Genomic DNA, 26,213 nt, shown 5'->3' on the forward strand with positions numbered 1-26,213 from the left:
GGGCCTCGATTTCTAATTGGAATGCGCAAGATTGGGGGCGCGGATGTCGATCAGGGTCGGGCCGGATACAGCACGTGCCGCGCCGAGTGCTGCGGCAATCCCATCCGCCTCGCAGCGCCAGAACGGGATCCCGCAGGACCGGGCCACATGCTCGAAATCGGGTGGCGTCGGGTCGCAGCCCACGACGGCCACCCCCGCCGCCTGCATCGAGGTCGCGATTTCCTGATAGCCATGATTGTTCCAGATCACGAAGGTGATCGGCAGGTTTTCATCCACGGCACACATCAGTTCGGGCAGGCTGAACTGCGCTCCTCCATCGCCGGTCAGGCAGATCACCGGCGCGCTCGGGTCCGCAATCGCTGCGCCAATCGCCGCCGGAATGCCGTATCCCAGCGCCCCGAACCCGGTTGCGGCATTGAACCAGCCGCCGGGCCGGTCGTGGTCGTAATAGAGGTTTCCGGCATAGATCGGCTGCGCAGAATCCCCGACGATGATGGCATTGGAAACGGTGTCTCGGACCACGTTCAGAACACGGGTCAGCGCCTGCATCTCGGGGCCGATCTCGTCATAGGCGGCGCGTCGGGTTTCTTCGGCACGCTGGGCCCCGTTCCGGATTGCGTCCAGATCGGTTACGTGGTCGCCCAGCGTCGTCAGCACCTGCGTAGCATCGCCAAGGATCGGAACCTCGGCGGAGTGGCGGGCCAGTTGATCGGGGCACAGATCGATGCGGATCAGGTTTTTCAGCACCGGCATCTTTCCGGTGGCATACATATCGTAATCCGTCGGCCCAAGCTCGGTCCCGACCGCCAGCACCACGTCAGCCGCGCCGATCAGGTCGCGCACCGCCGGAAGGCTGGGGCTGGCCGGGACACCCAGCGGGTGGGCATACATGACACCACGCGCATTTACGGTCTGCACGACAGGTGCATCCAGCCGTTCGGCCAGCTCGCGCAACGCGAGGGCCGCCGCGCGCGCGCCACCGCCTGCCAGAATGACGGGCGTGCGTGCCTTGGCCAGCAGATCCACCGCGCGAGCGATTTTGGCTGTATCCAACTCGCGATCAAGTAGGGGGGCAGGGGGCGGCACATCCTGCGTCACCTGTTGTCCCGCCACATCCAGCGGAATGTCGATATGGGCTGGGCCGGGTCGTCCGGCCTGCATGGCGGCGAATGCGGCATCTAGTGCGGGCGCAAGGCTGTCAGGGCTGCTCACCCGTTCCGACACCAGGGCGACGCGGCGCGCCAATGCCTGCTGGTCGGGCAATTCGTGCAAATGACCCAGACCCTTGCCAAGATCGGGCAGGGCGTTCATACCCGACACCACCAGCATCGGCACGCTGTCCGCGCGGGCCTGGCCCATTGCGGTCAGCGTGTTGGTCAGGCCCGGCCCGGTGATCACGAAGGCCACGCCGGGCTTGCCGGACACCCGCGCATAGCCATCGGCCATAAACCCGGCGCCCTGTTCATGCCGGGGCGTGACATGGCGGATCGACGATGCCGCCAGCCCGCGATACAGCTCGATCGTGTGGACGCCGGGAATGCCGAACACGCAGGTCACATCGCGGTTTTCCAATTCAGCAACAAGGGCTTGTCCGGCGGTCTTCATGCTGTCTCGCGGTGCAGATGGGCGGCGTGGTCGATGATCCGGGTACACGCGGTATCAAAGGCGTCGTCATCGACGGTCAGGGCGACGCGCACCCATCCGTCCAGCGTGGTGCCGAAAGACGCCCCCGGCATCACCGCGACATGGGCGTGCTCCAACAGATGCAAGGCATAGGCGTGGCCGCTCATCCCGGTCGAGGACACGTCGATCATGGCAAACATCCCGGCCTGCGGCGTGTGCACCACCAGATCGCTTCCCCCGCCCAACCGGTCGGCAAGGTGACGCGCGCGGGCGGCAAACCGGCGAGCCATGCCCGGGGCCACCTCGGACCCCTCGCGCACGGCCTGTTCGGTCATGTCCGCGATAAAGGGCTGGTTGCCGAACAACATGGTCTCGGCCAGCGTCAGCAGCGCATCGGTGAACGCCTCGGGACCGACGCACCAACCGCTGCGAAAGCCGGGTGCGGCATGTGATTTCGAGATCGACGAGACCACAACCACCCGATCCGCAAGCTGCGCGCGCGACAGGGGAGAGGTGAAGGTTTCGCCGTCAAACACCAGGTCCTCATAGACCTCGTCCGAGATGATCCACAGATCATGCTGCAATGCCAGCGCGCCAATGGCGTCGATGTCAGAAGCTGTCAGAATGGACCCGGTGGGATTGTGCGGCGTGGTCAGCAGGATCGCGCGGGTTTTGGGCGTGATCCGGGCGGCGATGTCGTCTGCGGCCAGCCGAAAGCCGTTTTCCGGGCGCAGCGGCACAGGAACCATGTCGGCCCCGCTGGCGCGGATCACGCCTTCATAGGTCGCATACATCGGATCACCCACCAAGACCTCGCACCCCGGTTCGGCCAACCCCATCAAGACGGTGAACAACGCAGTTTGCGTGCCGGGAAAGCACATCACCTGATCGGCGCTGATCGCACGCCCCGTCCGGTGTGTATAGCGTTCTGCCAATGCGCTGCGCAGCCCGGGCTCGCCGCGCCCGTTGGAATAGCCGGTGCGCCCGGCCTGCATGGCCGCGGCTGCCGCGTCGATCAGGGCCGGCGGAGTGGGCACATCAGGTTCGCCAATCGTCAGCTCGATCACGTCACGCCCCTTGGCGCGCAAGGCTCGTGCCCTGACGTGAACGTCCCATTTCGCACCGCCCAGACCGGCAAGGCGGCGGGTAATCTCTGCGTATCTCATGATGGATGTCCTGTTTCCTGCAAATCCAAGCCGATGATCGCGCTGATCGAGCGCAATCCGATCCGGGGCAGCTCTCCCGGTTCAAACGCATCGGGCAACGCGCCGCCCTCCATCCACAACCCGTCGATCACCGCATTGCAGGCGATCGCCAGATGTCTCAGATGCGTGGGGGTCGTGGTGATGTCTGCCTCGGCCAGGGCCATGGCAATCAACCCTTCCAGACGGTCGCGAAAATCGTGGTAGGTCTGTTCGTGGATGGCGCACATCCGCGCATCTTCGCGCACCTTGTTCAAAAAGCTGGCCCAAAGCGAGACCGACGCCGGATCGACCACCGGCGGGCGCAGACCTGCCGTCACGAACGCAGCCAGACGCGCCCGGGCCGTGGTGCCCTGGGATACATCGGGCGCCGTGGTCAAATCGGTCATGCGCCCCATGTGAAACGCATAGGCCGCTGAAATCAGGTCTTCCTTTGATGTGAAATAATGTCGAATCAAGCCTTGCGTGACATTGGCGCGTTCGGCGATGGCGCGCACGGTGGCACCCCGCACCCCGTGTTCGGCAATCAGCGCAAGCGCGGCCTGGATCAACGCGTCCTTGCGTTGTTCGGCAGGTTCGCGCCTGAATTTGCGAGGGGTCTGTGTCACCGCATCTCTCGACAGTCTAATTATACGCTTGCATAATTGCGGAAATCGCGGCTTACTACAAGCCGGAAATCGGGGGGTAATGATGGCAACGCCGGACGTGACGGCCAGCGAAACACCGGTGCAAGCCGAAGAAACCGAAGCCATTCGGGTAACGGATCTGCACAAGTCCTTTGGCACGCTCGAGGTGCTGAAAGGGGTCTCGCTGACGGCGCACAAGGGCGATGTCGTGGCGATCATCGGGGGCAGCGGGTCGGGCAAATCGACCTTTCTGCGCTGCATCAATTTCCTTGAAACGCCCAGCTCTGGCCAGATCGTCATCAATGGCGAAGAGGTGCTGATGCGCCCCGACGGAAGCCCCGTCAAGCGCCGTCAGATCGAACGCATCCGCACGCGGCTGGGCATGGTGTTTCAGGCCTTCAACCTTTGGACCCACCGCACGCTTCTGGAAAACGTGATCGAAGTGCCGGTGCATGTGTTGAAAGTGCCGCGCGACAAGGCGATTGAACGCGCGAAAGAGCTGTTGGAGCGGGTCGGGCTGGGCGACAAGGCCGATACGTTCCCGTCCTACCTGTCCGGCGGGCAGCAGCAGCGGGCGGCGATTGCGCGCGCGTTGGCGGTTGACCCCAGCGTGATGCTGTTTGACGAACCGACCAGCGCACTGGACCCGGAACTTGTGGGCGAGGTGCTGACCGTGATCCGCGATCTGGCGGCGGAGGGGCGCACCATGCTTCTGGTCACGCACGAGATGAAGTTTGCCCGCGAAGTGGCAACCCATGTGGTGTATCTTTTTGAAGGACGGATCGAAGAACAAGGCCCACCGGCCGAAGTGTTCGGCAATCCGAAATCCGCACGACTGCAACAATTTCTGAAGACAGTCGGCTAAGACCAATGAAACCTACCAACGGGAGATTACCAATGAAACTCAAGACATTACTGGCTGCAGGTCTGACCGCATCCGCGCTGACCGCCGGGGCTGCATCGGCAGACGAGGTCAAGATCGGTATCGCCGCCGAACCCTATCCGCCCTTTGCTTCGCTTGATGCCTCGGGCAACTGGGTTGGCTGGGAAGTCGAGGTGATCGACGCCATCTGCGCGGCGGCGGAACTGGACTGCGTGATCACGCCGGTGGCGTGGGACGGGATCATCCCGTCGCTGACTGGCCAGCAGATCGACGCGATCATGGCGTCTATGTCGATCACCGAAGAACGCATGAAAACCATTGATTTCAGCGATCCTTACTACAACACGCCCGCCGTGATCGTGGCCGACAAGTCAATGGATATTGAGCCGACACCGGAATCGCTTGCAGGCAAGATCGTCGGCATTCAGGCATCGACCATCCACCAGACCTATGCCAACACCTATTTCGGGGATGCCGCCGAGATCCGCGTCTACCAGACCCAGGATGAAGCCAATCAGGACCTTGTTGCGGGCCGCATCGACGCCACCCAGGCTGACAGCATCGCGATGGCGGATTTCGTCAACTCGGACGCGGGCCAGTGCTGCGAAATCAAGGGCGCCGTCGCCAATGACGAAGCTATTTTGGGCAAGGGCGTCGGGGCCGGTGTGCGCAAGGGCGATGATGCGCTGCGCGAAAGCCTGAACAAGGGGATCGCCGCAATTCTGGCCGACGGCACCCATGCCGAGATCACGTCGCGCTACTTCACGACCAGCATCTATAGCGAGTAATCCTCGGTTTGGAGCTGATCCTCGACACGCTTGGCCTGGCCAAAAGCGCAGAGCTTCTGTCGCTCAGCCCTCCGGGGTGGGGCGGCAACCTTCTGCGCGGCCTCGCCAATTCGCTTCAGATTGCCTTGGGGGCCTTCGGGTTCGGGTTGGTGATCGGGCTGTTCGGCGCGTCGGGAAAACTGCATGGCGGGGTGGTCGTCCGTGACCTTCTCGCCATTTATACAACGGTGATCCGGGCGGTGCCGGAACTGGTGTTGATCCTGATCCTCTATTACGTCGGCACCGATCTTATCAATCAGGCGGCAAGCGCGTTGGGATATGGCCGCGTGGAGATCAGCGGCGTGGTGGCCGGGATCTGGGTCTTGGGCATCGTGCAAGGTGCTTACGCCACCGAGGTGCTGCGCGGCGCCATTCAAGCGATCCCGCAAGGCCAGATCGAGGCCGCGCGCGCCTTCGGCATGCCGCCCCTGATGCTGATGCGCCGGGTGACGATCCCGGCGATGATGTCCTATGCAACGCCGGGTTTGGCAAATCTTTGGCTGATTGCCACCAAGGACACCGCCCTTCTGGCCATCGTGGGCTTCAGCGAACTGACGCTTGAAACCCGGCAGGCGGCGTCCAGCACCCGAGCTTATTTCACCTTCTTTCTGGCAGCCGGCGCGCTTTACATGATCGTCACGCTGTTTTCCGGCGCGATCTTTGCGCGGATCGAAAAATGGGCGCGCCGGGGGCAACCATCCTTGCGGGAGGCGGGCAAATGACCGGATGGCGCAGCCTTCTGCAACCGCACCGCATCGTGCTGATGGCGCTGTTTGCCGGGCTGGTGGTCTGGTGCGCAGTCTCGCTGCGCTGGGACTGGATACCGCAATACACACCGCTGGCGATTGAAGGCGCTTGGCGGACGATCTGGATTTTGGTCGTGACCACGGTGGCCGGGTTTCTTCTGGCCATCCCCCTTGGCCTCGCCCAAGCCATTGGGCCGTGGTATCTGTCGGTCCCGGCCAAAACGTTCTGCACGATCATTCGCGGCACGCCGCTTTTGCTGCAAATCTGGTTGCTTTACTATGGGCTGGGCTCGCTGTTCCCGCAAATCCCGTGGATCCGTGGCAGCGAGCTGTGGCCCTATCTGCGGCAGGCCTGGCCCTATGCGGTGCTGGCACTGACCCTGTCCTATGCGGGCTATGAGGGTGAGGTGATGCGCGGTGCATTCGCAGGCGTCAACAAGGGGCAGTTGGAGGCCGCCAACGCTTTCGGCATGCCCCGTTTCACCATGTTTCGCCGCATCTGGCTGCCGCAGGCGATCCGCAATGTCCTGCCGACGCTGGGGGGGGAGACGATCCTGCAACTCAAGGCCACGCCACTGGTGGCAACGATCACGGTGGTCGAGATTTATGCGGTCTCTTCCCGCGTTCGGTCTGACCTGTTCATCGTCTATGAACCGCTGCTGCTGCTGGCCCTGTTTTACATGATCATCGCGGGCATCATCGCGCTTCTGTTCCGGCGGTTCGAACTGAAGACGGGCAGTCGGGTTTAGAGGCTGATCGTCGCCAACGTGTCCAACGCAATATCCAACACCTCGGCGTTGTTGGCATCCATCATCATCATATGACTGTTGCCGGGTCTGAATGCGGAAGTCCCAAGGACGCGCGAGGCATTCTTCTGCTTTGCAAACCGATCCCACCCCAGAGCGCGGGCCTGCCAGTCGGGGTCGGAGTCAAGGAAATCACCAGCGCAGATCACGATGGGCGGATTGGGCGCGTGGTTTGCCTCATCAGGCAGGCCAGAGGGTTCAAGGGCAATGATCCCCATGAACCGTTCCGGGGCGCAGGACAATGCGTCAAAGGTCACCTCGGCCCCTTGGCTGTGACAGATCACCAAGGCCGGTCCGGTCCGCTCCAACACCGCTTGCAAAGCTGCGGATTGAAGCGGCGTCGTGCTCAACCAGCGCGGCACAAACTGGCGCGCAAGGGTTTCGAAGTGGTCCACGGGAAAAAGCTGGCCGGGGAAGGGCGTGCGCGTGGCAAAGCCGTTGGCGGGGCCGATGCGGAACAGCGTCCACGCTTCTTCAAGGCTGCGCAGGATGGGGTCGCCGTCCCACTGACCCGGCGCAAACCCTGCGCGGCCCCGTTCGACATTATCGATCACATGCACCTCGTATCCGCGCGTGAGCAGAAGATGCAGCCAGCCGGGCCGCCCGTCCGGCGTCGTCTCCCAACAACTGCCGGACATCCCACCACCATGGACCAGCACCGCGGGCGGGCCGGGGCGCCGGTCTTGCGGCACGAAATATTGCACATAGGCATGTTCGACGGCGAAATGGCCGCGCGGATCGACGGTGAAGGACACGCTGCGGGTGAACTGCACCTTGCGCGGGATGCCCTCGGACACATGCAGAAGCCGTCCGCCCACGGTGTAGGATCCGAAATCTTTCAGAGCATAGCTCACCCGGCCTCCTTCGTCCCAATTGGCCGCGCCTCGGATCGGGACGCGGCGCATAGGATCAATTCAGGTCGGTAAGGTTCTGATATTCGCGATAATTCGCGGCATAGGCGCGGTAGCTGTCGATCACGCGCTTGAACATCTCGTCCTCGGCGGATTTTTCGGCATAGACCTCGTCAGCGGCGGCGCGCAACGCCTCCATAACGCTGTCGGGCAGGCGGGCGACGTTCACGCCATTGACGCGGAACCCTTCCAGCACCTCGCTTTGCGCGCCAGCCGCAGACCCCAGCGCGTAAAGGTTCGCGTCATTGCACGAAACTTCGATCGCGGTGCGCTGGCTGTCGGTCAGGCCATCCCATTTGTCCTTGTTCATATAGAACTCGATAAAGCCCGCTGGTTGGTGCCAGCCGGGGAAATAGTAATTCTTGGCCACCTTGTCGAAACCCAAGAGCTTGTCGACCAGCGGGAAGCTGAGTTCGGTCGCGTCCAGCCGTCCGGTTTCCAGTGATGTGGAAATCTCGCCCGTGGGCAGGGACATGGCGTTCGCGCCCAGCTTGGCAAGGATATCTCCCCCCAGTCCGCCGATGCGGATGTTCAGCCCTTGCAGGTCCTTGGGGGCGTTGATTTCTTTGGTATACCAGCCACCCGCTTCGGACAGGATCACGCCACAGGCCATGGGCACAAGGTTGTAGGGGGCATAAATCTCGCGCCACAGCTCCAAGCCGCCGCCATGGTGCAACCAGCTGACATAGGACAGAGGGTCGCCCCCGAACGGCACCGATCCGAACAGGGCGGCAGCGGGTTCCTTGCCACTGGCATAGGCGGCAAAGGACCAGCCTGCATCAATCGCGCCGACGCTGACATTGTCGAAAATCTCAAATGGTGGCGACATTTCACCGGCCAGCAGGTATTTGAACTCCACCTCGCCCCCGGTCAGGGCAGAGACGTTTGCCACGAAACGTTTGGCGGTGGGATCCAGCACCGGCAGACCGCCAAAGGCGCTTTGCAGGTTGAAGGTCTCGGCCGTTGCGCTTGACGCGGCAAGGGTGGCGACAGTGGCCAGCATGTAGGTCGTTTTCATAAGGGTCCTCCCATTAAGATGACGTAAGCCCGGTGATCAAACCGGGAAACAGGATCAAGAGCACAAGCACCAGCACCTGAAGCGCGATGAAGGGCAACACGCCGCGATAGATTTGCGGTGTCGTCAGGCTGTTGCCCGCCGCACCACGCAGATAGAACAGCGAAAAGCCGAAGGGCGGGGTCAGGAACGAGGTTTGCAGGTTCACGGCCACAAGAATGCCGAACCAGATCAGAAGAGTGTCACCCGTCAGCCCATTGCCGAAATCCAATCCCGCCACGATGGGCGCAAAGATGGGCATGAGGATAAGCGTAATTTCCAGCCAGTCCAGCACGAAGCCCAGAATGAATATCGCGCCCATGACCACGGCCAGCACCGTATAGGGGCCGGTGCCGAAGGCGGTGATGCCGGCCTCGACCAGATCATCGCCGCCGACGCCTTTGAAGACGGCGGAAAAGCAGGTGGCGCCGATCATCACGAACAACACGACCGATGTGGTGGTGACGGTGCGGGTGGCGGCCTCCATCAACATGGCAAAGCTGAATCTGCGATAGAGCAGGGTGATCAGAACAGCGCCGAACGCGCCAAGGCCGCTGGCTTCGGTTGGGGTGGCGAGCCCGGCAATGATCGAGCCAAGGACCGAGATGACCAGCGCCAACAGCGGGGCGAGGTCGAAGATCAGGCGTGGCAGTGAGATGCGGTCGTGGCGGGGTTGCGCGGGCAACCCGCGCGCGCGCCAGATGATGAAGGCGCCATAAGCCAGCACCAGCAAAAGCCCCGGCCCGATGGCGCCCGCAAACATGTCGGGAACCGGGGTTTGCAACTGATCGCCCAAGACGATCAGCATGACCGAGGGCGGGATCAGGATGGCCAGCGTGCCGGATGCCGCGACCAGCCCTGCCGAGGTTTGCTTGTCATAGCCGACCTCTTCCAACCGGGGCAGGGCCAGCAGGGCCAGCAGTACGACCGACGCGCCGACGATGCCCGAGGAGGCCGCCAGCAAGACCCCGATCACCAGAACCGAAAACCCCATCCCCGCCGCACTGCCGCCCAGGGCGCGTTGGGCGGCTTTTAAGGACCGTTCTGCCGCGCCCGAGATTTCCAAGATCAGCCCCATGAAGATGAACATCGGCACCGCGACCAACAGCCAGTTGGACAGGACATTGGCGTAGATGCGGCTGATCAGCAGGTTGAAATAGGCAATCGGCAGGTCCGAGATCAGGATAAACAGCGCCGCGGACCCCGCCAGCACCATACCCACGCGATAGCCGGCGAAAATCGCGGTCAGGGTCAGTCCCGCCATCGCGAGGGGCAGCAAACTGTCGCTCATCGGCTGGCCCGGATCAGGCGGAGGGTCTCGATCAGGATCGCGACGGCCAGCAGCGCCAGCCCCAGCGGCAGCACCGCCTTGATCAGCCACAGGTCGTTCAACCCGCCATTGCGTCCGCCTTCGTCCGAGGACCAGGCGCGCATCATGAAAGACCACGCCGCGGGCAGCCCCAAGGCAAAGAACGGAGCCGCGAACAGCAAGTTGCCCAGAAGATCAATGCGCGCGCGCGTCCGGTCGCTTCGGTTTTGATACAGGAAATCCACCCGCACATGTTTGTTTGCCAGCCAGACTATCCCGGCCGGAATCAAGCCGGTGATGACCAGAAGATGCCATTGCAGATCAAGCAGCGAGTTCAACGTGACGGCCTTGCCCAACAGGGGCAGAGGCGATGTGATGCTCAGGATAGGATTGATGTCGAACGCGCTGCACACGACCTGCACCACGATCGCGCACATCATCGCGATCAGCGCAACCGCCAGTATCTTCATCGTGGCTGATTTCAGTCGTTCCAATGCGCGCCCCCAATTGGGCCACAGGGAACGATAAATTTCCCCCGGGCGCAATGTTTCAGTGAATTGACCTGCGACAAGGCAGAGGCCACGCGGGCGCGCGATCATGCCGCCATGATGAAGAAACTTCTGTTGCCGGTGATCCTTCTGGCGCTTGGCCTTGGCTTCTGGCTCAGCCGTGATTTTCAGGAAATCGCGGCCGGCGTCGCCATATTCCTGTTTGGCATGCTGATGCTGGAAGACGGGTTCAAGCTGTTCAGTGGCGGGTTCCTTGAAAGCCTGTTGGAAAAAGCCACGGCCTCGGTCCCCCGGTCTATGGGATTCGGGATCCTGTCGACCACAATCATGCAGTCCAGTTCGCTGGTGTCGGTGATCACCATATCCTTCCTCTCGGCAGGGCTGATCACGCTGATGGCGGGGGTCGGGATCATCTTTGGCGCCAATATCGGCACCACCACGGGGGCGTGGCTGGTGGCGGGGTTCGGGTTGAAGGTCAACATCGCCTCTTTCGCGCTGCCGATGCTGGCGGTGGCCATCGTGCTGGTGTTTCAAAAGAACAAATACCTGCGCGGGGCGGGTTTGGTTCTGGCCGGGCTGGGTTTTCTGTTTCTGGGCATCCACCACATGAAAGAGGGGTTCGACGCCTTCAAGGGCCAGTTCGATCTGACCCGGTTCGCGATGACCGGGCTGGCCGGGCTTGTGGTCTATACGCTTGTCGGGGCGGCGGCCACGGTGGTCATGCAATCCAGCCATGCCACGATGACCCTGATCATCACCGCGCTGGCGGCTGGGCAGATATCCTATGAAAACGCACTGGCGCTGGCGATCGGGGCGAATATCGGCACCACGATCACCGCGATCATCGGGGCGATGACGTCCAATTATCAGGGCAAGCGGCTGGCGCTGGCGCATCTGATCTTCAACCTGGTGACCGCCGGTGTTGCGCTGGTTTTCCTTGCGCCGATCCGTGATGGCGTCGATCTGGTTGCCGCCGGTGTCGGGATCCCGGGCACGGATTACGCCCTGAAGCTCGCCGTGTTTCACACCATCTTCAACACGCTCGGAGTGGTGCTGATGCTGCCGCTTCTGCCCCGTCTGATCGGCTTTCTGGAACAGACCATCCCGTCCCCGGTCGAAGATCTGAGCCAGCCGAAATACCTGACCGAAGCGGTCGACGAGTTTCCGCAGACCATCGCCGTGGCCATGCGGCACGAGGTCAAACACCTTTATGACAACGCGGTCGAGCTGATCCTGCACGGGCTGAACCTGCACCGGGACGCGGTGTTTTCGTCAACCGACATTGCCGCGACCGTCCGGGCCAGCCGGAAACCGTTCGAATTTGACATCGACGAACGCTACGAGGTGCGGATCAAGACGCTCTATTCCGCCATCGTCGAATTTGCCACGCGGATCGGGGCCAAGGATATGCCCGCCGATGTGATGGACGACATTTACACGTTGCGTGACGTGGCCGGGCGGATCGTGCGCGCAGTGAAGGCGGTCAAGCATTTGCGGCGCAACGTCACCCGCTATACCACGCGTCGGCAGGGGGCCGTCACCGATATCTATGACCAGTTGCGCATCGAGATCGCGCGCATTCTGGTCGAAATCCGCAACCTTGACATGGCCGACCCCGATGACCGTTCCAGCCTGTGGCTGGATCAGGAACGCATGCAGGTGGAAACAGATGAACGCGAGGCAAACACGCGGATCGAGGCCCTGATCCGCCAGCGCGAACTGGATGCCGCGGTTGCAACGTCGTTTCTGAACGATTCCAGCTATGCCTATTCCGCGATGCGCGATCTGCTTGGGGCTGCGCGGGCGTATTACATCGCACAAGAGGACGCAATGGCCGAAGTCGAACGCATTCTGGCGCTGGATGATGACGAGTTGATGGCCATCGTCATGGAGGCGCTTCGTGACAAGGAAAAGGGGGGCACCCGATAAGGGCAGCCGCCCATGCTGTCGTCGCCCCGGGGGCCTGAACGGCCCGACACCGAAAAGGAGACCATGATGGGACTTGAAAGCACGACCGAAAAACTGGACAGCTATTTCGCGCGTCTGGAACAGGGGAAAGCGCAGAAGATCAAGCCGACCCATGTCGAGAAGATCATGCAGAAGCTGGAGTCCAAAGCTGCCGCGCTTCGATCCGATCTTGAAGAGACCACGAAAGAACCCAAAAAACAGCGGTTGCAGCAGAAGATTGACCTTGTGAACGAACAACTGGACCGCGCCCGCTGGCTGCGAGAGCAGATCGCGGGATCCGAACCGGATTGATCTGTCAGGTGGGCAAAGCAGCCATGTATCACCCGGCCCGGTCGACCGGCCATATGCGTTGATAGCTGACCGCAAGGCGCGTCAGGTCGTCGGCGCTGATCGGATCCACCTGCCATGCCTTGACGGCCACACCCAACATCCGGGGCATCAGCATCGGCCAGAGCTGGCTGTCTTCGGTCGTGAACTCGGACCAGAAGGTGCCTTGCACCCCGATGATCCTGTCAGCCAGTGCAGGGTCGGGAACCGGATCCCAGTTGATCGTGTCGGCGAGCGATATAAACGCCGCCCAGCTTGCGCCCCAGTCGTCGGGATCGGCGCTGTGCGCCATGTCCAGATAGACATGCTGGGCGGGCGACATCACCACGTCATAACCCGCGCGGGCAGCCTCCAGCCCCGGCCCTTGTCCGGTCCAGCTGAACAGGATGGCGTCATGTCCGATACCGCCGTTGGCCCCTTGCGCGGCCTCTTCCCAGGCGGCGGGGCGCTGGCCATTCTGAACGACCGTTTCAGCGAGTTTTGCGATGGTCCAACCTTGCAGATCTTGCGTTGTCTCCAAGCCCTGTTCCTTCATCAAGGCACGCGCCTTGGGCGAACCCATCCATGTGTCCTTGGGCAATTCGTCACAGCCCAGATGCAAGAGGCCGAAGGGAAACAGGTCGCCGACCTCTTTCGCAATGGCGTCAAGGACGTCCCATGTTCTGGGCATTGCCGGGTTCACGCAATTGCCCTGGTACCCCTGCACCGAGGTCTCGGGACCGTTATCGGCCGGGTCGCGCATGTCGGGGAACACATGGGTCATGGCAAGCGCGTGGGCCGGGGCTTCGATTTCCGGCAGCACTTCGATGTTCAGGGTCGCAGCACGGGCGATGATCTGGCGGGCCGTCGCCTTGGAATAACTGCCGCCCGCCTCGATAGCGCCCGCGAACAGGGCGGGCAGCAGATGACCTTCGCCGCAGAACGCCGTCTTCTGCCAAAGCGCGGGGAAGCTGTCGATTTCCAGCCGGAACGCCTCGTCATCCGCGAAATGCCAGTGGAAGCGGTTCAGTTTCAACAGCGCCATCAGGTCCAGAAGATCCAGAATGGTCTGCGGTTGGTAATAATGGCGTGCGGTGTCCAGATGCTGCCCGCGCCAGCCAAATCGCGGGGCGTCGGTGATCACGCCACAGGGCAGCGGCCCGGCCCGCATCAGCGTCAGAAGAGTGACCCCTGCATAAAACCGCCCGCCGTAGTCACCCGCCGTGATGTGAATGGATTTTGGTGTGATCTCCAACCGATAGGCATCTGCGGCCATATCGGCGGTCGTGATCCTGACGGGGAAACCGCCATCAAACCGCCACCCTCGCCGGGCGGCCAGATCGGCAACGGCTGTCAGGGCGTCGTCACCACACTGCACCCCGGTCACCGCAACCGTGCCATCGCTGGGCGTCCAATTTACCGGTTGCGGCACAAGGGGCAGACCGTCAAAGGGGCCAAGGTCGGGCAGGGCGGGCGGCACGCAGCCTTTGGGTCGGTATGGCAGGGCAATTACCTCGCCACGAATGCGCAGATAGGGGCCAAGCGGCAACCACGCCCGGTTGGCCGCGCGGTGGCCGTCGGTGTATTCCACCACCACCTCGTGCGGGTGGCCTGCTTTCAGGTCGGGCAGGGCCACTTCGGTGAAACTCCCCATCCCGCGCAGCCGTTCACCGCCTTTCGTGGCCGTCATCGGCGCCATGCCGGAAAAGCAGAAAACCGGGGCTGCAAGGTCCCGATCCGAGGTGATGGTACAGATCATTTTCGCACCGTCGAGGCGGCAGGTATAGTCCATCTCAGTCCAGCCTCAGTTCTGACACGAAGTCATAGATATCAGAGCGATAGAGGCCGCTCGTGAACTCGATCGGGCGGCCGGTGCTCAGATATCCGGTGCGCTCGATCTTCAACACCGCCGCGCCTTCGGGCAGGTTGAACATCTGGGCGTCCGCGGCGGTCAGGTTGGTTGCGGTGACCCGCTGAATGGCGCGGGTGGGGGCCTGACCCGTCTTGCGCAGAAGCGCATAAAGCGAGACGTCGATCTGTTCGGGGTGGGGCAGAATAACACCGGGCAAGGACGAGCGTTCCAGCGCCATCGGTGTGCCGCTGGCGCTGCGCAATCGTTCGATCCGCGCCACGCGATCATTGGCGGACAGGCCCAGCGACATCATCTCTTCGCTGGTGGGGCGAAACAGACCCAGCAACAGTGTTTCACTGGTCGAGGTCATGCCACGCGCCTGCATATTCTCGGTGAAGGACACGAGCGAGGACAGGGATTGTTCCAGCTTGGGTGCGGCGGCGCGCACGAATGACCCGGCCCCCTGACGCTGTTCGATCAACCCGTCCTCGACCAGTTTTGCGATGGCCTTGCGCACGGTGACGCGGCTGACATCGGCGGCCTCGGCCAGGTCGCGTTCGGGCGGAAGCTGATCGTCCGGGCCAAGATCGCCCGACTGGATCGTCGCCCTGATATGGCGGTGCAGTTGCAGGTAACGCGGCCCGCGCCCCTGCTGATACCATGCCTTCGGTGAAAGCCATTCAGTCTGCGTCTGCATCTTGTGTCCGATCCTGTTTGGTATCAAAAAATAATACCAAAGAAACTCGCTTGGCAAGACATTAGTTCGATGCAGCTACTTATCTGGTAGTTAACGCACTGAAATGGCCAGTATATTCACAGAGGTGCATTTATTGGTATTATAATGGTAGTCAAAATAAGCCTATAATGGTATGAATTGGTACACGCCTCGATTCGCCGGGGCGCCATGGGGGGACATAGATGGCAGACGTGATGCACGCAGAAGAGTCGTCAACGGCAAAGGGCGTACGCAAAGCCTTGCCTGAAAGCGTGTTCGCCTGGCTTCTGGTCGGACCCGCCATGATCTTCATCGCTGTCATCGTCGCCTGGCCCCTGGCCGAAACCATCCGCCTGTCCTTCATGGAGGCCGGGCTGGGGGGCGAGACATTCGTCGGCCTTGCAAATTACGAAGAGCTGGTTGAGAGCCGGAAGTTTCACCAGACCATCGTGCGCACCTTCTACTGGATGTTCCTGTCGGTTGCGCTGAAGCTGGTGCTGGGCCTGATCGGTGCGACGCTTCTGAACGCCGCCATTCCGGGGCGGGCGCTGTTTCGGGTGCTGGTCATGCCGCCCTGGGTCATTCCCATCGCTATCGGCTGTATCGGCTGGCTGTGGCTTTATAACGGCTATTTCGGCGTGCTGTCCGGTGTCATGATGCACCTTGGCATCACCGATGCGCCGTTCGAATTTCTGGCCCACAAGCAATCGGCCTTCTATTCCGCCATCGTCACCGATGTCTGGGTCGGGGTGCCAATGGTCACACTGTTCTTTCTGGCCGCGATGCAGGGTGTCAGCCGCGACTTGTACGAGGCCGCCTGGGTCGACGGGGCAGGGCGCTGGTATCGGTTCCGCCGCATCACAATCCCGCAGATCATGCCGGTGATCGTGTCGATGTCGCTTCTGTCCGCCATTTTCACCTTCAACAGTTTCGAGATCATATGGATCCTGACCGAAGGCGGCCCGCGCGGCGCGACCACCACGCTGATCGTGGATACCTACAAGACCGCCATCGGCAATTACAAGTTCGGAGAAGGCTCTGCGCGTGCCGTGATCATCGTGCTGCTGCTTGGTCTGTTCTCACTCGCCTATCTGTTCTTCCTGAACAAGGTGAACAAGAAATACGGAGTGAAGTAAGATGATGGACCGCTACACCAAGCTGCAGATGGTCGGTATCTATGTCTGTATCGCCGTTTTCCTGACCTTCATCCTGCTGCCGTTTTTCGAGATGTTCATGGCGTCGCTGCGCCCGCTCGAACACCTGTTCCGCAGCCCCTATCAGTTCTGGTCAGACGATTTCAGTTTCGATGCCTACAAGCAGATGTGGGTTACGGTGCCGCTCTTGGGCCGCTACATCTTCAACTCGATCTATATCTCGTTCATGGTGACGGGGCTGACGATGATCTTCGTGGTGCCCGCCGCCTATGCCTATGCGCGGTTGCAGTTTCCATTCAAAAACCTGTCCTTGGGCCTCTTTCTGGGTGTCAACATGTTCACCGGTGCGGTGCTTCTGATCCCGCTTTATCGCGTGTTGCGGACCATGGGGCTTTTGAACACCTATTGGGCGATGATCGTGCCGGGCGTGGCCTTCCTGATCCCCACCGGCATCTGGCTGCTGCGGTCCTATCTTGAAAAGATCCCGCGCGAGCTTGAGGAAGCAGCCTTTGTTGACGGGGCGTCGCGCCTGTACACCCTGCGCCGCGTGGTGCTGCCCCTGGCGGTGCCGGGCCTGATCGTGGTCGGTGTCGCCGTGTTCATCGGCGCCTATGCGCAGCAATTCCTGTTCGCCATCACCTTCAACCAGACCCGCGAGCTGCAACCGCTGCCCGCCGGTCTTTACGAATTCATCGGCTATCAGTCGGTGACCTGGAACGAGATGATGGCCGCGGCCCTGGTGGGGGTTCTGCCGGTCATGGTCATCTTCCTGTTCCTGCAAAAATACCTTGTCGCGGGCCTGACGGCCGGTGCGGTCAAGGAATGATCCAACCAAGGGAGAGATAAAATGAATGGAACCAAACTGTCACTGGCGGCGCTCTTGCTGACCGGCTCGGCGCTGACCGCCACGGCTGATACGACCGAACTGCACTTCATCATGTGCGGCGGCGAAGTGCGCGAAGCGGATCAAAAAACCGTGGATGAGTTTATCGCCAAGCACGAAGGCGTTACCGTCAATCTGGAGGCCGTGCCGTGGGGCACCTGCCAGGACAAGTCGCTGACGTTGGCGGCAGCCGGTGATCCGCCGTCGATCGCCTATATGGGCTCGCGCACACTGCGCCAGATGGCCAATAACGACCTGATCGTACCGGCGCAAATCCCTGCAGACGCCCCGTATCAGGAAGGTGTGTTGAACACCGTCACCATCGAAGGGCAGGCCTGGGGCTATCCGCACGCGTTCTCGACCAAGGCGCTGTATATCAATTGCGGCATCATCGAAGAAAGTGGTCAGGAATGCGTCGCGCCCAAAACCTGGGACGAGATGTATGCCATGGCCAAAGGGGTTGTTGACAACACCGACGTGGCGGGCGTCGGTCTGGCCGGTAAGGATTTCGACAACACGATGCACCAGTTCCTGAACTACCTCTATTCCAATGGCGGCGTTGTGATCGACCCGGCCACTGGCGAGAACAAGCTGGACAGCAAGGAGACCCGCGAAACGCTGGAATTTTACGGCAAGCTGGTCGATGTCGCCCAGGAAGGCCCGACCGCGTGGGAGCGGGACCAGCTGCGCGACCTGTTCAATGACGGCAAGATCGCCATGTATGTGCAAGGCCCGTGGGGTTATGGCCAACATAACGAAGACATCAACCAGTTGGTGGCCCCGGTGCCGGCCGGCCCGTCGGGGGAAAGCGGCACGATCCTGATCACGGACAGCATCGTCGTGTTCAAGGGCACGGGCCACGAGGATCTGGCGCATGAACTGGCGCAGATGATCACCTCGGGCGACAGCCAGTATGATCTGGACAGCAGTTGGGGTCTGACGCCGATCCTTGATTATGCCGCGCTGGGCAGGACCGATCTGTATTATGAAAGCGGCATCTGGCCGAATTTCACCGCAACGATTTCGACAGGTGGCCCCGAGCCGCTGGTTGAAGACTTCAAATCGCTGCAATCGGTGTTCACCAACATGGTGCAGGGGATCATCCTGAAGGATGACACCGTGGACAACCTGGTGACCATCGCGGGGGAAGAGTTGGACGAGGCGCTTTGATCTCATCCCCGCTGGTTTGGGCGGCGTCCAACGTCGCCCAGGCCGCCTTCGGATCTTTAGAAAAAGGACGGTTTGACCATGGCTACGCTTGACCTGAACGCGATCAACAAATCCTTCGGCGCGGCGAAGGTGCTGCACGACATCAGCCTTGCGATCAAGGACAAGGAGTTCGTGGTGTTCGTCGGCCCGTCGGGCTGCGGTAAATCCACCTTGCTGCGCATCATCGCCGGGCTCGAGGAAGCGACATCGGGACAGATCGTCATCGGCGGCACGGATGTCAGCACCGCCAACCCGGTGGATCGCGGTATCTCGATGGTGTTCCAGTCCTATGCGCTGTATCCGCATCTGAGCGTTTACGAGAACATCGCCTTTCCCCTGCGCGTGCAGAAGATGGACTCCGCCGAGCTGGACAGCCGCGTGCAGAAAGCCGCAGGTATTCTGCAACTGACCGACAAGCTGCATCTGAAACCGGGGCAGTTGTCGGGTGGTCAACGCCAGCGGGTCGCCATCGGGCGGTCGATTGTGCGCAATCCCAAGGTATTCCTGTTTGACGAGCCGCTGTCGAACCTCGATGCCGCCCTGCGTGGTGACATGCGCGTGGAACTCAGCCAGCTGCACCGCAATCTGGACGCCACCATGGTCTATGTGACCCACGATCAGGTCGAGGCGATGACCATGGCCGACCGGATCGTTGTCCTGAATGCGGGCCGCGTCGAGCAATTCGGCAGCCCGATGGAGCTGTATCACCACCCGGCAACGAAATTCGTGGCCTCGTTCATCGGCCAGCCCAACATGAACCTGATCCCGGCCCGCGTGGCAGGTGTGGACGGCTCCGGCGTCATGGTTGAACTTGATGGTGGCCACCGCATGGCATTGCCCGTCGCGTCAACCACAGTGAACAAGGGCGACAAGGTCGAGGTCGGCATTCGCCCCGAGCATGTCAGTATGGGCGATAGCGGTCTGGATATCTCGGTCAACGTGCTGGAGCGTCTGGGCGGCACCTCGATCACCTATGGCACCATTGGCAACGGCACACGCTTCTGCGCCGCATTGCCCGGCGACGCGCCGATCGAAGAGGGGCGCAACCTGACGCTGAGTGTGGCGCCGGAGAACTGCCATGTCTTTGATGCCAATGGCGACGTGTTGCGCCGTCAGGCCGCACCGGAGATGGTGGCATGAAAGTCGTCACTGCCGGAATTGGTCTGCGTGCAGGCTATGTCCTGTCGATCCTGAAAGAGGCGATGCCCGAGGTGGAGTTCGTTGGGTATTACGACCCGCAGCCGTCGCATCTGGAGATGATCGGCACGGACGTTCCGCGGTTTGACGATGTGGCTTTGATGCTTTCGGACACGCAGCCGGACCTGTTCTTCGTCGGCTCGCCCAATGTCTATCACCTTGAACATATCAGGCTGGGGCTGGAAGCTGGGGTGCGGATATTCACCGAGAAGCCGGTGGTGACGACGCGCGCGGACACGTTCGAACTGGCCCGGCTACTGGCCGAACATGGTACCGATCAGGTGATGGTGGGGCTGGTGTTGCGCTATTCGCAGCACATGGTCGATCTGCGCGCGGTGCTGGACCGGCTTGGCCCCATCGCCTCGCTGGAAGCGAACGAACATATCCCGCCCTATCACGGTGCGTTCTTCATGCGCGACTGGCGGCGTAAAAGCGCGCTGTCCGGTGGCTTCATGCTGGAAAAATGCTGCCACGATCTGGATATCTACAACATGGTCACACGCTCACGGCCCATGCAGGTGGCGAGCTTTGGCGGCAAGAAATCCTTTCTGCCGGAGTTCGCCCCCACCACCAACACCGAGACCGAGATCGCGCAGCGCAAGTCAAGCGTATGGAAAAGCGCCCCGGACCCCTACAACTCGGATGGCGATATCATCGACTTTCAGACCGCGATCCTGCGCTATGAAAGCGGGGCGTCGATGGCATTTCACACCAATCTGAACGCGCCCGACGATCACCGGCGGTTCTGCATCTTCGGGGCCTTGGGGATGGCCGAAGGTGACTTTGTGCGTGGCTATCTGAAGGCCACGGCGCGCGATGGGTCGGTGATTGCCGACCATGACTATACGACGATGGAACAGAAACATGCCTCGGCGCATTACGGGGCGGATCACATGATGGTCGCGGATATTGCCGATTTTCTGCGCGGCAAGACTGACAGCCTGCCCGTCGGCGTGGTCGATGCGCTTGAGGCCGGACTGGTCGCCATGGCGCTGGACGAGGCCCGGATCAATGGCGGCGTGGTCGACCTGCGCGGCACTTGGGAAGAATTTGACAGCTATGGACTACGCGCATGAGCATTGAGACGAAAACCCACGGCCATCTGATGGCCAGCGAAAGCGCCGAGGCGCTGAAGGTGTTCTGCCAAGCCGCCACGCAAACGGTGGATGCAGGCAGGCTGGCGGATGCGAAGGCGATATACACCATCGCGCGCGGATCGTCGGATGCGGCGGCCAATATCCTGTCCTACGAGCTCATGCGCGAGCTGTCTGTGCCTGTCACCTCTCTGCCGCCGTCGGTGTTTTCACTGGGAGCGGGGGTCAACATGGACGGCGCGGGCGCGCTGGTGATCAGCCAATCGGGGGCCAGCGACGATCTTGTCCGGGCCGCCAAAGGTGCGCGCAGCAATGGGGCCGACGTGGTGGCAATCACCAACCAGCCGGACAGCCCGGTCGAAGCCGCATCGGAAACCACTGTGCCCATCGGGGCAGGACCGGAACTGGCGGTGCCCGCCACCAAAACGGTGATCGGGTCGGTTGCCGCCGGGATGGCGCTGCTGGGCGGGATCAAACCTGAGTATAAACTGCGCGCCGAGGCCTCGGCAGAGGCACTCAGGGGGATCACGACCCATCATCCCCGCGCCAAAGCCTTGCAAGCGGCCCTTTTGCGGGCGCGCAATGTCTATGTGATCGGACGCGACACGGGCCACGGTGCGGCAATCGAGGTGGCGTTGAAGCTCAAGGAATGCTGCGCGCTGCATGCCGAGGACTATTCTGCCTCCGAGGTGCTGCATGGCCCGCTCCAACTGGCGACCAATCCGCTGATGGTGCTGATCCTCGATACGGGATCAGATCACATTCAGGAGAGCCTGGACAAGGCCGAGGCCCGGTTCCGCGCGGTTGGCTGCGATGTGCATCGCATCTCGCCGGCAGATATTGGCGTATCGGACCTGACGCCTGCTGCGGCGGCAGCGGTTCTGCTGGCGGTGATGTATCCGGTGATCCTGAACACCGCGCTGGCGCTGGGTCTGGATCCTGACACCCCCGAAACCCTTTCGAAAGTGACGCAAACGACATGACGACTGCTCTGGACAATTGGGCCACATGGGCCGAGATCCATCGCCAACCTGCCATCTGGTCGGCTTGGGGCAAGGCGCTGGACGTGGACGGGCTGCGCGCCTGGATCAAAAGCGTCGACCATGACGAGGTCTGGTTCTGCGGGGCTGGCACTTCGGCCTATATCGGTGACATCATCGCGGCAGGTGTGCCGGGGCTGCGGGCCGTGCCCAGCACCGATCTTGTGGCTGCGCCAAAGGCGTTCCTGAACGGCGTGAAGCCCTTGGTGGTCAGCTTTGGTCGGTCGGGCAACAGCACCGAAAGCATCGGCACGCTGGATGCGTTGGACGCGCTGGCGCCGGATGCGCCGCGGCTGCATATCACCTGCAACAAGGATGGCGCGCTGGCGACGCGCGGCGCGCAAGGGCCGATGAAAGTGATCGTGTTGCCCGAGGCCACGCATGACGCGGGCTTTGCGATGACCAGCAGCTTTTCAACCATGCTGTTGACCGCGCTGGCCCTGTTTGACGCGCCATGCAATGTACCGTCGCGGCTGGACGCGCTGGCGGGGCATTTATCCACCCTTCTGCCGCAGTTTCGCGGGATGCCGCGCCCTGAACGGGCTGTCTATGTTGGCGCTGGCCCTTTGGCCTTTGCCGCCCGCGAGGCGGCGTTGAAGGTGATGGAACTGTCCGCCGGACAAATCCCGGCGCTGTGGGACAGCACATTGGGCTTCCGCCACGGCCCGAAATCCTTTGTGAGTGACGACACCGCGATCACGGTGTTCACCAGCCCCGATGCCCCCACGCGCGACTATGATTCCGATCTGGTGGCCGAGCTGCGCGCGCAGTTCCCGCAGGCGCGGGTGATGGCGGTCGGTCCGGGTGGGGATATCGACATTCCCATGCCCTTCGGCCCCACCTGGGCGGCGCCGCTATGCGTCGCACTGGCGCAGGTGACGGGCGTGGAATGGGCGGGCGCGCTGGGGTTGAACGTGGATGATCCGTTTTCGGGTCAGGGGACGCTCAGCCGCGTGGTGTCGGGCGTGAAGCTCTATCCGGTGGCGTCATGATCGCGACCGGCATTGATCTGGGCGGCACCAAGATCGAGGTGCAGCTGTTCGGCGATGACTGGGCGGTGGCCCATCGCCATCGGGTGCCGACGCCCTCTGATTATGGTGATCTGGTCACGTCCATTGCCGAGCAGATCCGTTGGGCGGATGAGATTGCGGGCCGGTACGTTCCCGTCGGCGTGGGGGCTGCCGGGCTTTTGCACCCTGTGACCGGTCTTGCGCTGACCGCAAACCTTCCCGCATCTGGCAAGCCGTTTCAGCGTGACATCGAGGCCGCGATCGGACGCCCAATCACCTATGTCAACGACTGCCGCGCCATGGCCCTGTCCGAGGCGGTGTTCGGCGTCGGGCAGGGGCGGCGCACGGTCGTGGCCCTGATCCTTGGCACCGGCATCGGGGGCGGCATCGCCGTGGACGGCACCATCCTGCAAGGCCCGACCATGACCGGGGGCGAGTTCGGCCACACCGCTGCGCCCGCGCATCTTGTTGCCAAATACAACCTGCCGATCGTGACCTGTGGGTGCGGTCGCCCCGGCTGCACCGAGACATACATTGCCGGTCCGGGGATGAGCCGACTGGCCAAGGCCCTGACCGGCGAAGACATCGACCCGCCCCAGATCGCCGCACGCCGCACAGGCGACATGGCGCAGGTCTGGACGGTCTGGTGCGAAATGGCCGCCGAACTTCTGCACACGCTGACCATGATGGTCGATCCCGATCTGATCGTTCTGGGCGGCGGGCTGAGCCAGATTGACGGTGTGGTCGATGACCTGACCGCCGCCGCCGCGCGGACACAGATCGGTGATTTCGGCACCGCGAAACTGGTTCTGGCGCAGGGTGGCGACACCAGCGGTGCCCGCGGGGCGGCCTATGCCGCATGGCAGGCGGAGGGGTCGCAAGATGGCTGACGCGCTGCGTGACATCATTGCCCGCAACAGGGCGGGCAGGCGGGCCGCCATCCCGTCCGTGTGTTCGGCGCAACCCGATGTGCTGCGCGCCTCGCTGATGCGGGCGCAGACCCTTGATCGCCCCTTGTTGATCGAGGCGACGAGCAATCAGGTCAATCAGGATGGTGGCTATACCGGGATCACTCCGGATGGGTTCATCGGGTATGTGCACGAGATTGCCGACAAGGCCGGTGTGGACCGCGACCGCATCATCTTCGGCGGCGACCACCTTGGCCCGCAAGCGTGGCGGTCATTGCCCGCCGATGCCGCGATGGAGAAAGCGCGCGCCCTGGTGCGTGACTACGTCAAAGCCGGGTTTCGCAAGATCCATCTGGATTGTTCGGAAGGGTGTGCGGGCGAGGCCGCGCAGTTGGGCGACGCAGAGACCGCCGCCCGTTCCGCCGACCTCGCGCGGGTCTGTGTTTCGGCGTGCGACGGCGACACCACCGGGCTGTTGTTCGTGGTCGGCACCGAAGTACCCCCACCGGGTGGCGCGCGCGTGGACGAAGACGGGGACATCCCGCCGACCGACCCGGCTGCCGCCAAGGCCACGCTGGCCGCGCATGGCGACAGGTTCGGAGATATGGCGTCGATGATCGGTGGATTGGTCGTACAACCCGGTGTCGAATTCAGCCCCACCGCCGTGCATCACATGCCGCTGGACCGTGATCCGGGCCTTCTGGCCGCACTGGACGGCTGGCCGGGTGTCTGCCTGGAGGCGCATTCGACCGACTATCAACACCCTGCCGTCTTTCCGCGACTTGCCGAGCTTGGCTTTGCTTTTCAGAAAATCGGCCCCGCATTGACCTTCGCCTATCGTCAGGCGCTTTATGCGCTGGATCAGATTAGCACATCGCCCGGCGCGCTTCAGGCGGTGATGGAGCGGGTGATGACGGATAACCCCACCTATTGGCAGGGGCATTATCACGGGGATGCCGACGCGCTGTCTCACCAGCGCCATTTCGGGCTGGCCGACCGCATCCGGTACTATTGGCCCGATCCGGCGGCGCAAGCGGCAGTGGCGGCGTTGCGCGACGGGTTTGACGGCCCGATTGCAGACATAAAGCTGCGCGAGGTGTTCAGTGAAGATGTGCTGACCCGCGCCGAGCACCTGACGGGCGACCACGTACAGCGACTGATAGACGCGCAGATACAGCTTGCGCTCGATCCGTATTTCTTTGATGAGGCGACATGATGGAGCTTTGGATCACCCCCGACCGCCTGTTTGATGGCCGCGACCTGCACAGCGGAAAGGCTGTTCTGATCCGGGATGGCCGGGTCGTGGAATTGTCCGATGCTCGCAAGGATGCCGTGCGTGTGCCCGGCCTCTTGACCCCCGGCTTCGTGGATCTGCAGGTCAATGGCGGGGGGGGCGTGCAGTTGAACTCGACCCCGACGCCCGAGGGGATGCAGATCATCGCGGATGCGCATCGGACTTTCGGAACGGTCGCGGTCCTGCCCACGGTGATCACCGACCTGCCCGAAGTTCTGGACAGCGCAGCCGACGCGACGATCGCGGCGAAGGGGCAGCCGGGGATCATCGGTCTGCACATCGAAGGCCCGCATATCGCCATGGCACGACGCGGCACGCATTCGCCCGATCTGGTGCGCCCGATGGATGCGCGCACCATCAACACCGTGGGCCGCTTGCGCGATGCGGGTGTGTCCGTGATGATCACGCTGGCTCCCGAAGCGGCCACAGCCGACCAGATTGCCCAACTTGTCAGGATGTGCGCGGTTGTCTCGCTGGGTCATACGGACGCGACGGCCGAGGTGATGAGGGCCGCCTTCAAGGCCGGGGCAAGTTGTGCCACCCACCTGTTCAACGCCATGTCGCCGATGGTGGGGCGTGCGCCCGGAGCGGTGGGGGCGGTGATCAACTCGACCCATTACAGTGGGATCATCTGCGACGGTCATCACGTGGCGGATGAAATGGTGGGGCTCGCCATCCGTGCCCGCCCGGTGCCAGACCGCATGTTTCTGGTGTCTGACGCCATGGCGACCGTCGGGGGGCCGGAACATTTCAACCTCTATGGGCAACACATTGCTTTGAAAGAGGGCCGCTTGATCAATGCCGAAGGCAGTCTGGCCGGCGCGCATGTCACACAGGCCGAAGGGGTCAAGCGGTTGGTGGATCGCACCGGCACGTCATTGACGCAGGCGTTGCGGATGGCGACCTCGGTCCCGGCCGATTGCATCGGTCAGCCTGACATCGGGCGGCTTGTGGGACGGCCCGTCGAAGATGTGATCCTGCTGGATGATGACCTGTATCTGACCGGCGATCTTGCGGCAGTTCTTGGCGATCTGAAGCATGTGACGGCTGCTGGCTGACCGCGTTTGAATGCGAAACATTCCCGTGA

The 26,213-nt window shown here is 62.3% G+C and carries 25 protein-coding genes; 16 read left to right on the top strand and 9 right to left on the bottom strand.

Features of this window, described 5'->3' with window-relative positions:
• Positions 1-12 precede the first annotated feature (12 nt).
• From IE188_RS06650 to IE188_RS06660, 3 genes are read right to left on the bottom strand one after another with little or no spacing between them, the layout of a single operon-like run.
• On the bottom strand, positions 13-1,605 hold the full coding sequence (locus IE188_RS06650; RefSeq protein WP_191285679.1) for a 5-guanidino-2-oxopentanoate decarboxylase: 1,593 nt from the start codon (positions 1,603-1,605) through the stop codon (positions 13-15).
• The gene (locus tag IE188_RS06655) at positions 1,602-2,789 is read right to left on the bottom strand and encodes a pyridoxal phosphate-dependent aminotransferase (RefSeq protein WP_191285680.1); all 1,188 of its coding nucleotides are present in this window, start codon (positions 2,787-2,789) and stop codon (positions 1,602-1,604) included. Before IE188_RS06655 ends, IE188_RS06650 begins: the two co-directional genes overlap by 4 nt.
• Positions 2,786-3,433: a TetR/AcrR family transcriptional regulator gene (locus tag IE188_RS06660; protein ID WP_191285681.1), complete on the bottom strand. Its 648-nt coding sequence runs from the start codon at positions 3,431-3,433 to the stop codon at positions 2,786-2,788. Before IE188_RS06660 ends, IE188_RS06655 begins: the two co-directional genes overlap by 4 nt.
• A gap of 82 nt (positions 3,434-3,515) precedes the next feature.
• On the opposite strand from IE188_RS06660, the gene IE188_RS06665 reads away from it, so the two are divergent.
• The 4 genes from IE188_RS06665 to IE188_RS06680 are packed head-to-tail and all read left to right on the top strand — an operon-like array spanning position 3,516 to position 6,656.
• On the top strand, positions 3,516-4,316 hold the full coding sequence (locus IE188_RS06665) for an ABC transporter ATP-binding protein (RefSeq protein WP_229836571.1): 801 nt from the start codon (positions 3,516-3,518) through the stop codon (positions 4,314-4,316).
• 32 nt (positions 4,317-4,348) lie between these two features.
• The gene (locus IE188_RS06670) at positions 4,349-5,122 is read left to right on the top strand and encodes a transporter substrate-binding domain-containing protein (RefSeq protein ID WP_191285682.1); all 774 of its coding nucleotides are present in this window, start codon (positions 4,349-4,351) and stop codon (positions 5,120-5,122) included.
• Positions 5,123-5,130: 8 nt separating this feature from the next.
• Positions 5,131-5,883, top strand: a complete 753-nt coding sequence (locus IE188_RS06675; RefSeq protein WP_191285683.1) for an ABC transporter permease — start codon at positions 5,131-5,133, stop codon at positions 5,881-5,883.
• Positions 5,880-6,656, top strand: a complete 777-nt coding sequence (locus IE188_RS06680; protein ID WP_191285684.1) for an ABC transporter permease — start codon at positions 5,880-5,882, stop codon at positions 6,654-6,656. The genes IE188_RS06675 and IE188_RS06680 overlap by 4 nt, the downstream gene beginning before the upstream one ends.
• On the opposite strand, the gene IE188_RS06685 is transcribed toward IE188_RS06680, so the two are convergent.
• From IE188_RS06685 to IE188_RS06700, 4 genes are read right to left on the bottom strand one after another with little or no spacing between them, the layout of a single operon-like run.
• A complete protein-coding gene (locus tag IE188_RS06685; protein WP_191285685.1) occupies positions 6,653-7,567 on the bottom strand; it encodes an alpha/beta fold hydrolase in 915 nt (304 codons plus the stop codon). The genes IE188_RS06680 and IE188_RS06685 overlap by 4 nt on opposite strands.
• A 55-nt stretch (positions 7,568-7,622) precedes the next feature.
• Positions 7,623-8,642: a TRAP transporter substrate-binding protein gene (locus IE188_RS06690; protein WP_191285686.1), complete on the bottom strand. Its 1,020-nt coding sequence runs from the start codon at positions 8,640-8,642 to the stop codon at positions 7,623-7,625.
• 13 nt (positions 8,643-8,655) lie between these two features.
• Positions 8,656-9,969 carry a TRAP transporter large permease gene (locus tag IE188_RS06695; RefSeq protein WP_229836572.1) on the bottom strand — a complete coding sequence of 438 codons (1,314 nt, stop codon included), beginning with the start codon at positions 9,967-9,969 and terminating at the stop codon, positions 8,656-8,658.
• A complete protein-coding gene (locus IE188_RS06700; protein WP_191285687.1) occupies positions 9,966-10,481 on the bottom strand; it encodes a TRAP transporter small permease subunit in 516 nt (171 codons plus the stop codon). The genes IE188_RS06695 and IE188_RS06700 overlap by 4 nt, the downstream gene beginning before the upstream one ends.
• Positions 10,482-10,592: 111 nt before the next feature.
• Between IE188_RS06700 and IE188_RS06705 the strand changes: the two genes are divergently transcribed.
• Positions 10,593-12,425 (top strand): Na/Pi cotransporter family protein, encoded by a 1,833-nt coding sequence (locus IE188_RS06705; RefSeq protein WP_229836574.1) that lies wholly within the window; start codon positions 10,593-10,595, stop codon positions 12,423-12,425.
• A gap of 66 nt (positions 12,426-12,491) precedes the next feature.
• The gene (locus IE188_RS06710) at positions 12,492-12,755 is read left to right on the top strand and encodes a hypothetical protein (protein ID WP_191285688.1); all 264 of its coding nucleotides are present in this window, start codon (positions 12,492-12,494) and stop codon (positions 12,753-12,755) included.
• A 28-nt stretch (positions 12,756-12,783) separates the two neighbouring features.
• On the opposite strand, the gene IE188_RS06715 is transcribed toward IE188_RS06710, so the two are convergent.
• Positions 12,784-14,562, bottom strand: a complete 1,779-nt coding sequence (locus IE188_RS06715) for a beta-N-acetylhexosaminidase (protein WP_191285689.1) — start codon at positions 14,560-14,562, stop codon at positions 12,784-12,786.
• A gap of 1 nt (position 14,563) precedes the next feature.
• Complete coding sequence (locus tag IE188_RS06720) at positions 14,564-15,319, bottom strand: GntR family transcriptional regulator (RefSeq protein ID WP_191285690.1); 756 nt, start codon at positions 15,317-15,319, stop codon at positions 14,564-14,566.
• A 221-nt stretch (positions 15,320-15,540) separates the two neighbouring features.
• Between IE188_RS06720 and IE188_RS06725 the strand changes: the two genes are divergently transcribed.
• From IE188_RS06725 to nagA, 10 genes are all read left to right on the top strand, one after another.
• On the top strand, positions 15,541-16,473 hold the full coding sequence (locus IE188_RS06725; protein ID WP_191285691.1) for a carbohydrate ABC transporter permease: 933 nt from the start codon (positions 15,541-15,543) through the stop codon (positions 16,471-16,473).
• A gap of 1 nt (position 16,474) precedes the next feature.
• A complete protein-coding gene (locus IE188_RS06730; RefSeq protein ID WP_191285692.1) occupies positions 16,475-17,317 on the top strand; it encodes a carbohydrate ABC transporter permease in 843 nt (280 codons plus the stop codon).
• Positions 17,318-17,338: 21 nt separating this feature from the next.
• Positions 17,339-18,544 carry an ABC transporter substrate-binding protein gene (locus IE188_RS06735; RefSeq protein WP_191285693.1) on the top strand — a complete coding sequence of 402 codons (1,206 nt, stop codon included), beginning with the start codon at positions 17,339-17,341 and terminating at the stop codon, positions 18,542-18,544.
• A 78-nt stretch (positions 18,545-18,622) separates the two neighbouring features.
• Positions 18,623-19,723: an ABC transporter ATP-binding protein gene (locus IE188_RS06740; RefSeq protein ID WP_191285694.1), complete on the top strand. Its 1,101-nt coding sequence runs from the start codon at positions 18,623-18,625 to the stop codon at positions 19,721-19,723.
• Complete coding sequence (locus tag IE188_RS06745; RefSeq protein WP_191285695.1) at positions 19,720-20,856, top strand: Gfo/Idh/MocA family protein; 1,137 nt, start codon at positions 19,720-19,722, stop codon at positions 20,854-20,856. Before IE188_RS06740 ends, IE188_RS06745 begins: the two co-directional genes overlap by 4 nt.
• Positions 20,853-21,857: an SIS domain-containing protein gene (locus IE188_RS06750; protein WP_229836576.1), complete on the top strand. Its 1,005-nt coding sequence runs from the start codon at positions 20,853-20,855 to the stop codon at positions 21,855-21,857. The genes IE188_RS06745 and IE188_RS06750 overlap by 4 nt, the downstream gene beginning before the upstream one ends.
• Positions 21,854-22,906 carry a tagatose-bisphosphate aldolase gene (locus IE188_RS06755; RefSeq protein WP_191285696.1) on the top strand — a complete coding sequence of 351 codons (1,053 nt, stop codon included), beginning with the start codon at positions 21,854-21,856 and terminating at the stop codon, positions 22,904-22,906. The genes IE188_RS06750 and IE188_RS06755 overlap by 4 nt, the downstream gene beginning before the upstream one ends.
• The gene (locus tag IE188_RS06760; protein ID WP_191285697.1) at positions 22,903-23,814 is read left to right on the top strand and encodes an ROK family protein; all 912 of its coding nucleotides are present in this window, start codon (positions 22,903-22,905) and stop codon (positions 23,812-23,814) included. The genes IE188_RS06755 and IE188_RS06760 overlap by 4 nt, the downstream gene beginning before the upstream one ends.
• Positions 23,807-25,048, top strand: a complete 1,242-nt coding sequence (locus IE188_RS06765; RefSeq protein ID WP_191285698.1) for a class II D-tagatose-bisphosphate aldolase non-catalytic subunit — start codon at positions 23,807-23,809, stop codon at positions 25,046-25,048. The genes IE188_RS06760 and IE188_RS06765 overlap by 8 nt, the downstream gene beginning before the upstream one ends.
• On the top strand, positions 25,045-26,184 hold the full coding sequence (nagA, locus tag IE188_RS06770) for an N-acetylglucosamine-6-phosphate deacetylase (RefSeq protein ID WP_191285699.1): 1,140 nt from the start codon (positions 25,045-25,047) through the stop codon (positions 26,182-26,184). Before IE188_RS06765 ends, nagA begins: the two co-directional genes overlap by 4 nt.
• Positions 26,185-26,213 lie beyond the last annotated feature (29 nt).

The sequence above is a fragment of the Aliiroseovarius zhejiangensis genome, from assembly GCF_014656375.1.
Classification (GTDB): Bacteria; Pseudomonadota; Alphaproteobacteria; order Rhodobacterales; family Rhodobacteraceae; genus Aliiroseovarius; species Aliiroseovarius zhejiangensis.

What these genes read in the sequence shown, in the direction of transcription:
- IE188_RS06650 (WP_191285679.1), bottom strand. Translation starts at nt 1,605, where the DNA reads ATGAAGACCGCCGGACAAGCCCTTGTTGCTGAATTGGAAAACCGCGAT.
- IE188_RS06655 (WP_191285680.1), bottom strand. Translation starts at nt 2,789, where the DNA reads ATGAGATACGCAGAGATTACCCGCCGCCTTGCCGGTCTGGGCGGTGCG.
- IE188_RS06665 (WP_229836571.1), top strand. Translation starts at nt 3,516, where the DNA reads ATGGCAACGCCGGACGTGACGGCCAGCGAAACACCGGTGCAAGCCGAA.
- IE188_RS06670 (WP_191285682.1), top strand. Translation starts at nt 4,349, where the DNA reads ATGAAACTCAAGACATTACTGGCTGCAGGTCTGACCGCATCCGCGCTG.
- IE188_RS06680 (WP_191285684.1), top strand. Translation starts at nt 5,880, where the DNA reads ATGACCGGATGGCGCAGCCTTCTGCAACCGCACCGCATCGTGCTGATG.
- IE188_RS06690 (WP_191285686.1), bottom strand. Translation starts at nt 8,642, where the DNA reads ATGAAAACGACCTACATGCTGGCCACTGTCGCCACCCTTGCCGCGTCA.
- IE188_RS06695 (WP_229836572.1), bottom strand. Translation starts at nt 9,969, where the DNA reads ATGAGCGACAGTTTGCTGCCCCTCGCGATGGCGGGACTGACCCTGACC.
- IE188_RS06705 (WP_229836574.1), top strand. Translation starts at nt 10,593, where the DNA reads ATGATGAAGAAACTTCTGTTGCCGGTGATCCTTCTGGCGCTTGGCCTT.
- IE188_RS06710 (WP_191285688.1), top strand. Translation starts at nt 12,492, where the DNA reads ATGGGACTTGAAAGCACGACCGAAAAACTGGACAGCTATTTCGCGCGT.
- IE188_RS06715 (WP_191285689.1), bottom strand. Translation starts at nt 14,562, where the DNA reads ATGGACTATACCTGCCGCCTCGACGGTGCGAAAATGATCTGTACCATC.
- IE188_RS06720 (WP_191285690.1), bottom strand. Translation starts at nt 15,319, where the DNA reads ATGCAGACGCAGACTGAATGGCTTTCACCGAAGGCATGGTATCAGCAG.
- IE188_RS06725 (WP_191285691.1), top strand. Translation starts at nt 15,541, where the DNA reads ATGGCAGACGTGATGCACGCAGAAGAGTCGTCAACGGCAAAGGGCGTA.
- IE188_RS06730 (WP_191285692.1), top strand. Translation starts at nt 16,475, where the DNA reads ATGATGGACCGCTACACCAAGCTGCAGATGGTCGGTATCTATGTCTGT.
- IE188_RS06735 (WP_191285693.1), top strand. Translation starts at nt 17,339, where the DNA reads ATGAATGGAACCAAACTGTCACTGGCGGCGCTCTTGCTGACCGGCTCG.
- IE188_RS06740 (WP_191285694.1), top strand. Translation starts at nt 18,623, where the DNA reads ATGGCTACGCTTGACCTGAACGCGATCAACAAATCCTTCGGCGCGGCG.
- IE188_RS06745 (WP_191285695.1), top strand. Translation starts at nt 19,720, where the DNA reads ATGAAAGTCGTCACTGCCGGAATTGGTCTGCGTGCAGGCTATGTCCTG.
- IE188_RS06750 (WP_229836576.1), top strand. Translation starts at nt 20,853, where the DNA reads ATGAGCATTGAGACGAAAACCCACGGCCATCTGATGGCCAGCGAAAGC.
- IE188_RS06755 (WP_191285696.1), top strand. Translation starts at nt 21,854, where the DNA reads ATGACGACTGCTCTGGACAATTGGGCCACATGGGCCGAGATCCATCGC.
- IE188_RS06760 (WP_191285697.1), top strand. Translation starts at nt 22,903, where the DNA reads ATGATCGCGACCGGCATTGATCTGGGCGGCACCAAGATCGAGGTGCAG.
- IE188_RS06765 (WP_191285698.1), top strand. Translation starts at nt 23,807, where the DNA reads ATGGCTGACGCGCTGCGTGACATCATTGCCCGCAACAGGGCGGGCAGG.
- nagA (WP_191285699.1), top strand. Translation starts at nt 25,045, where the DNA reads ATGATGGAGCTTTGGATCACCCCCGACCGCCTGTTTGATGGCCGCGAC.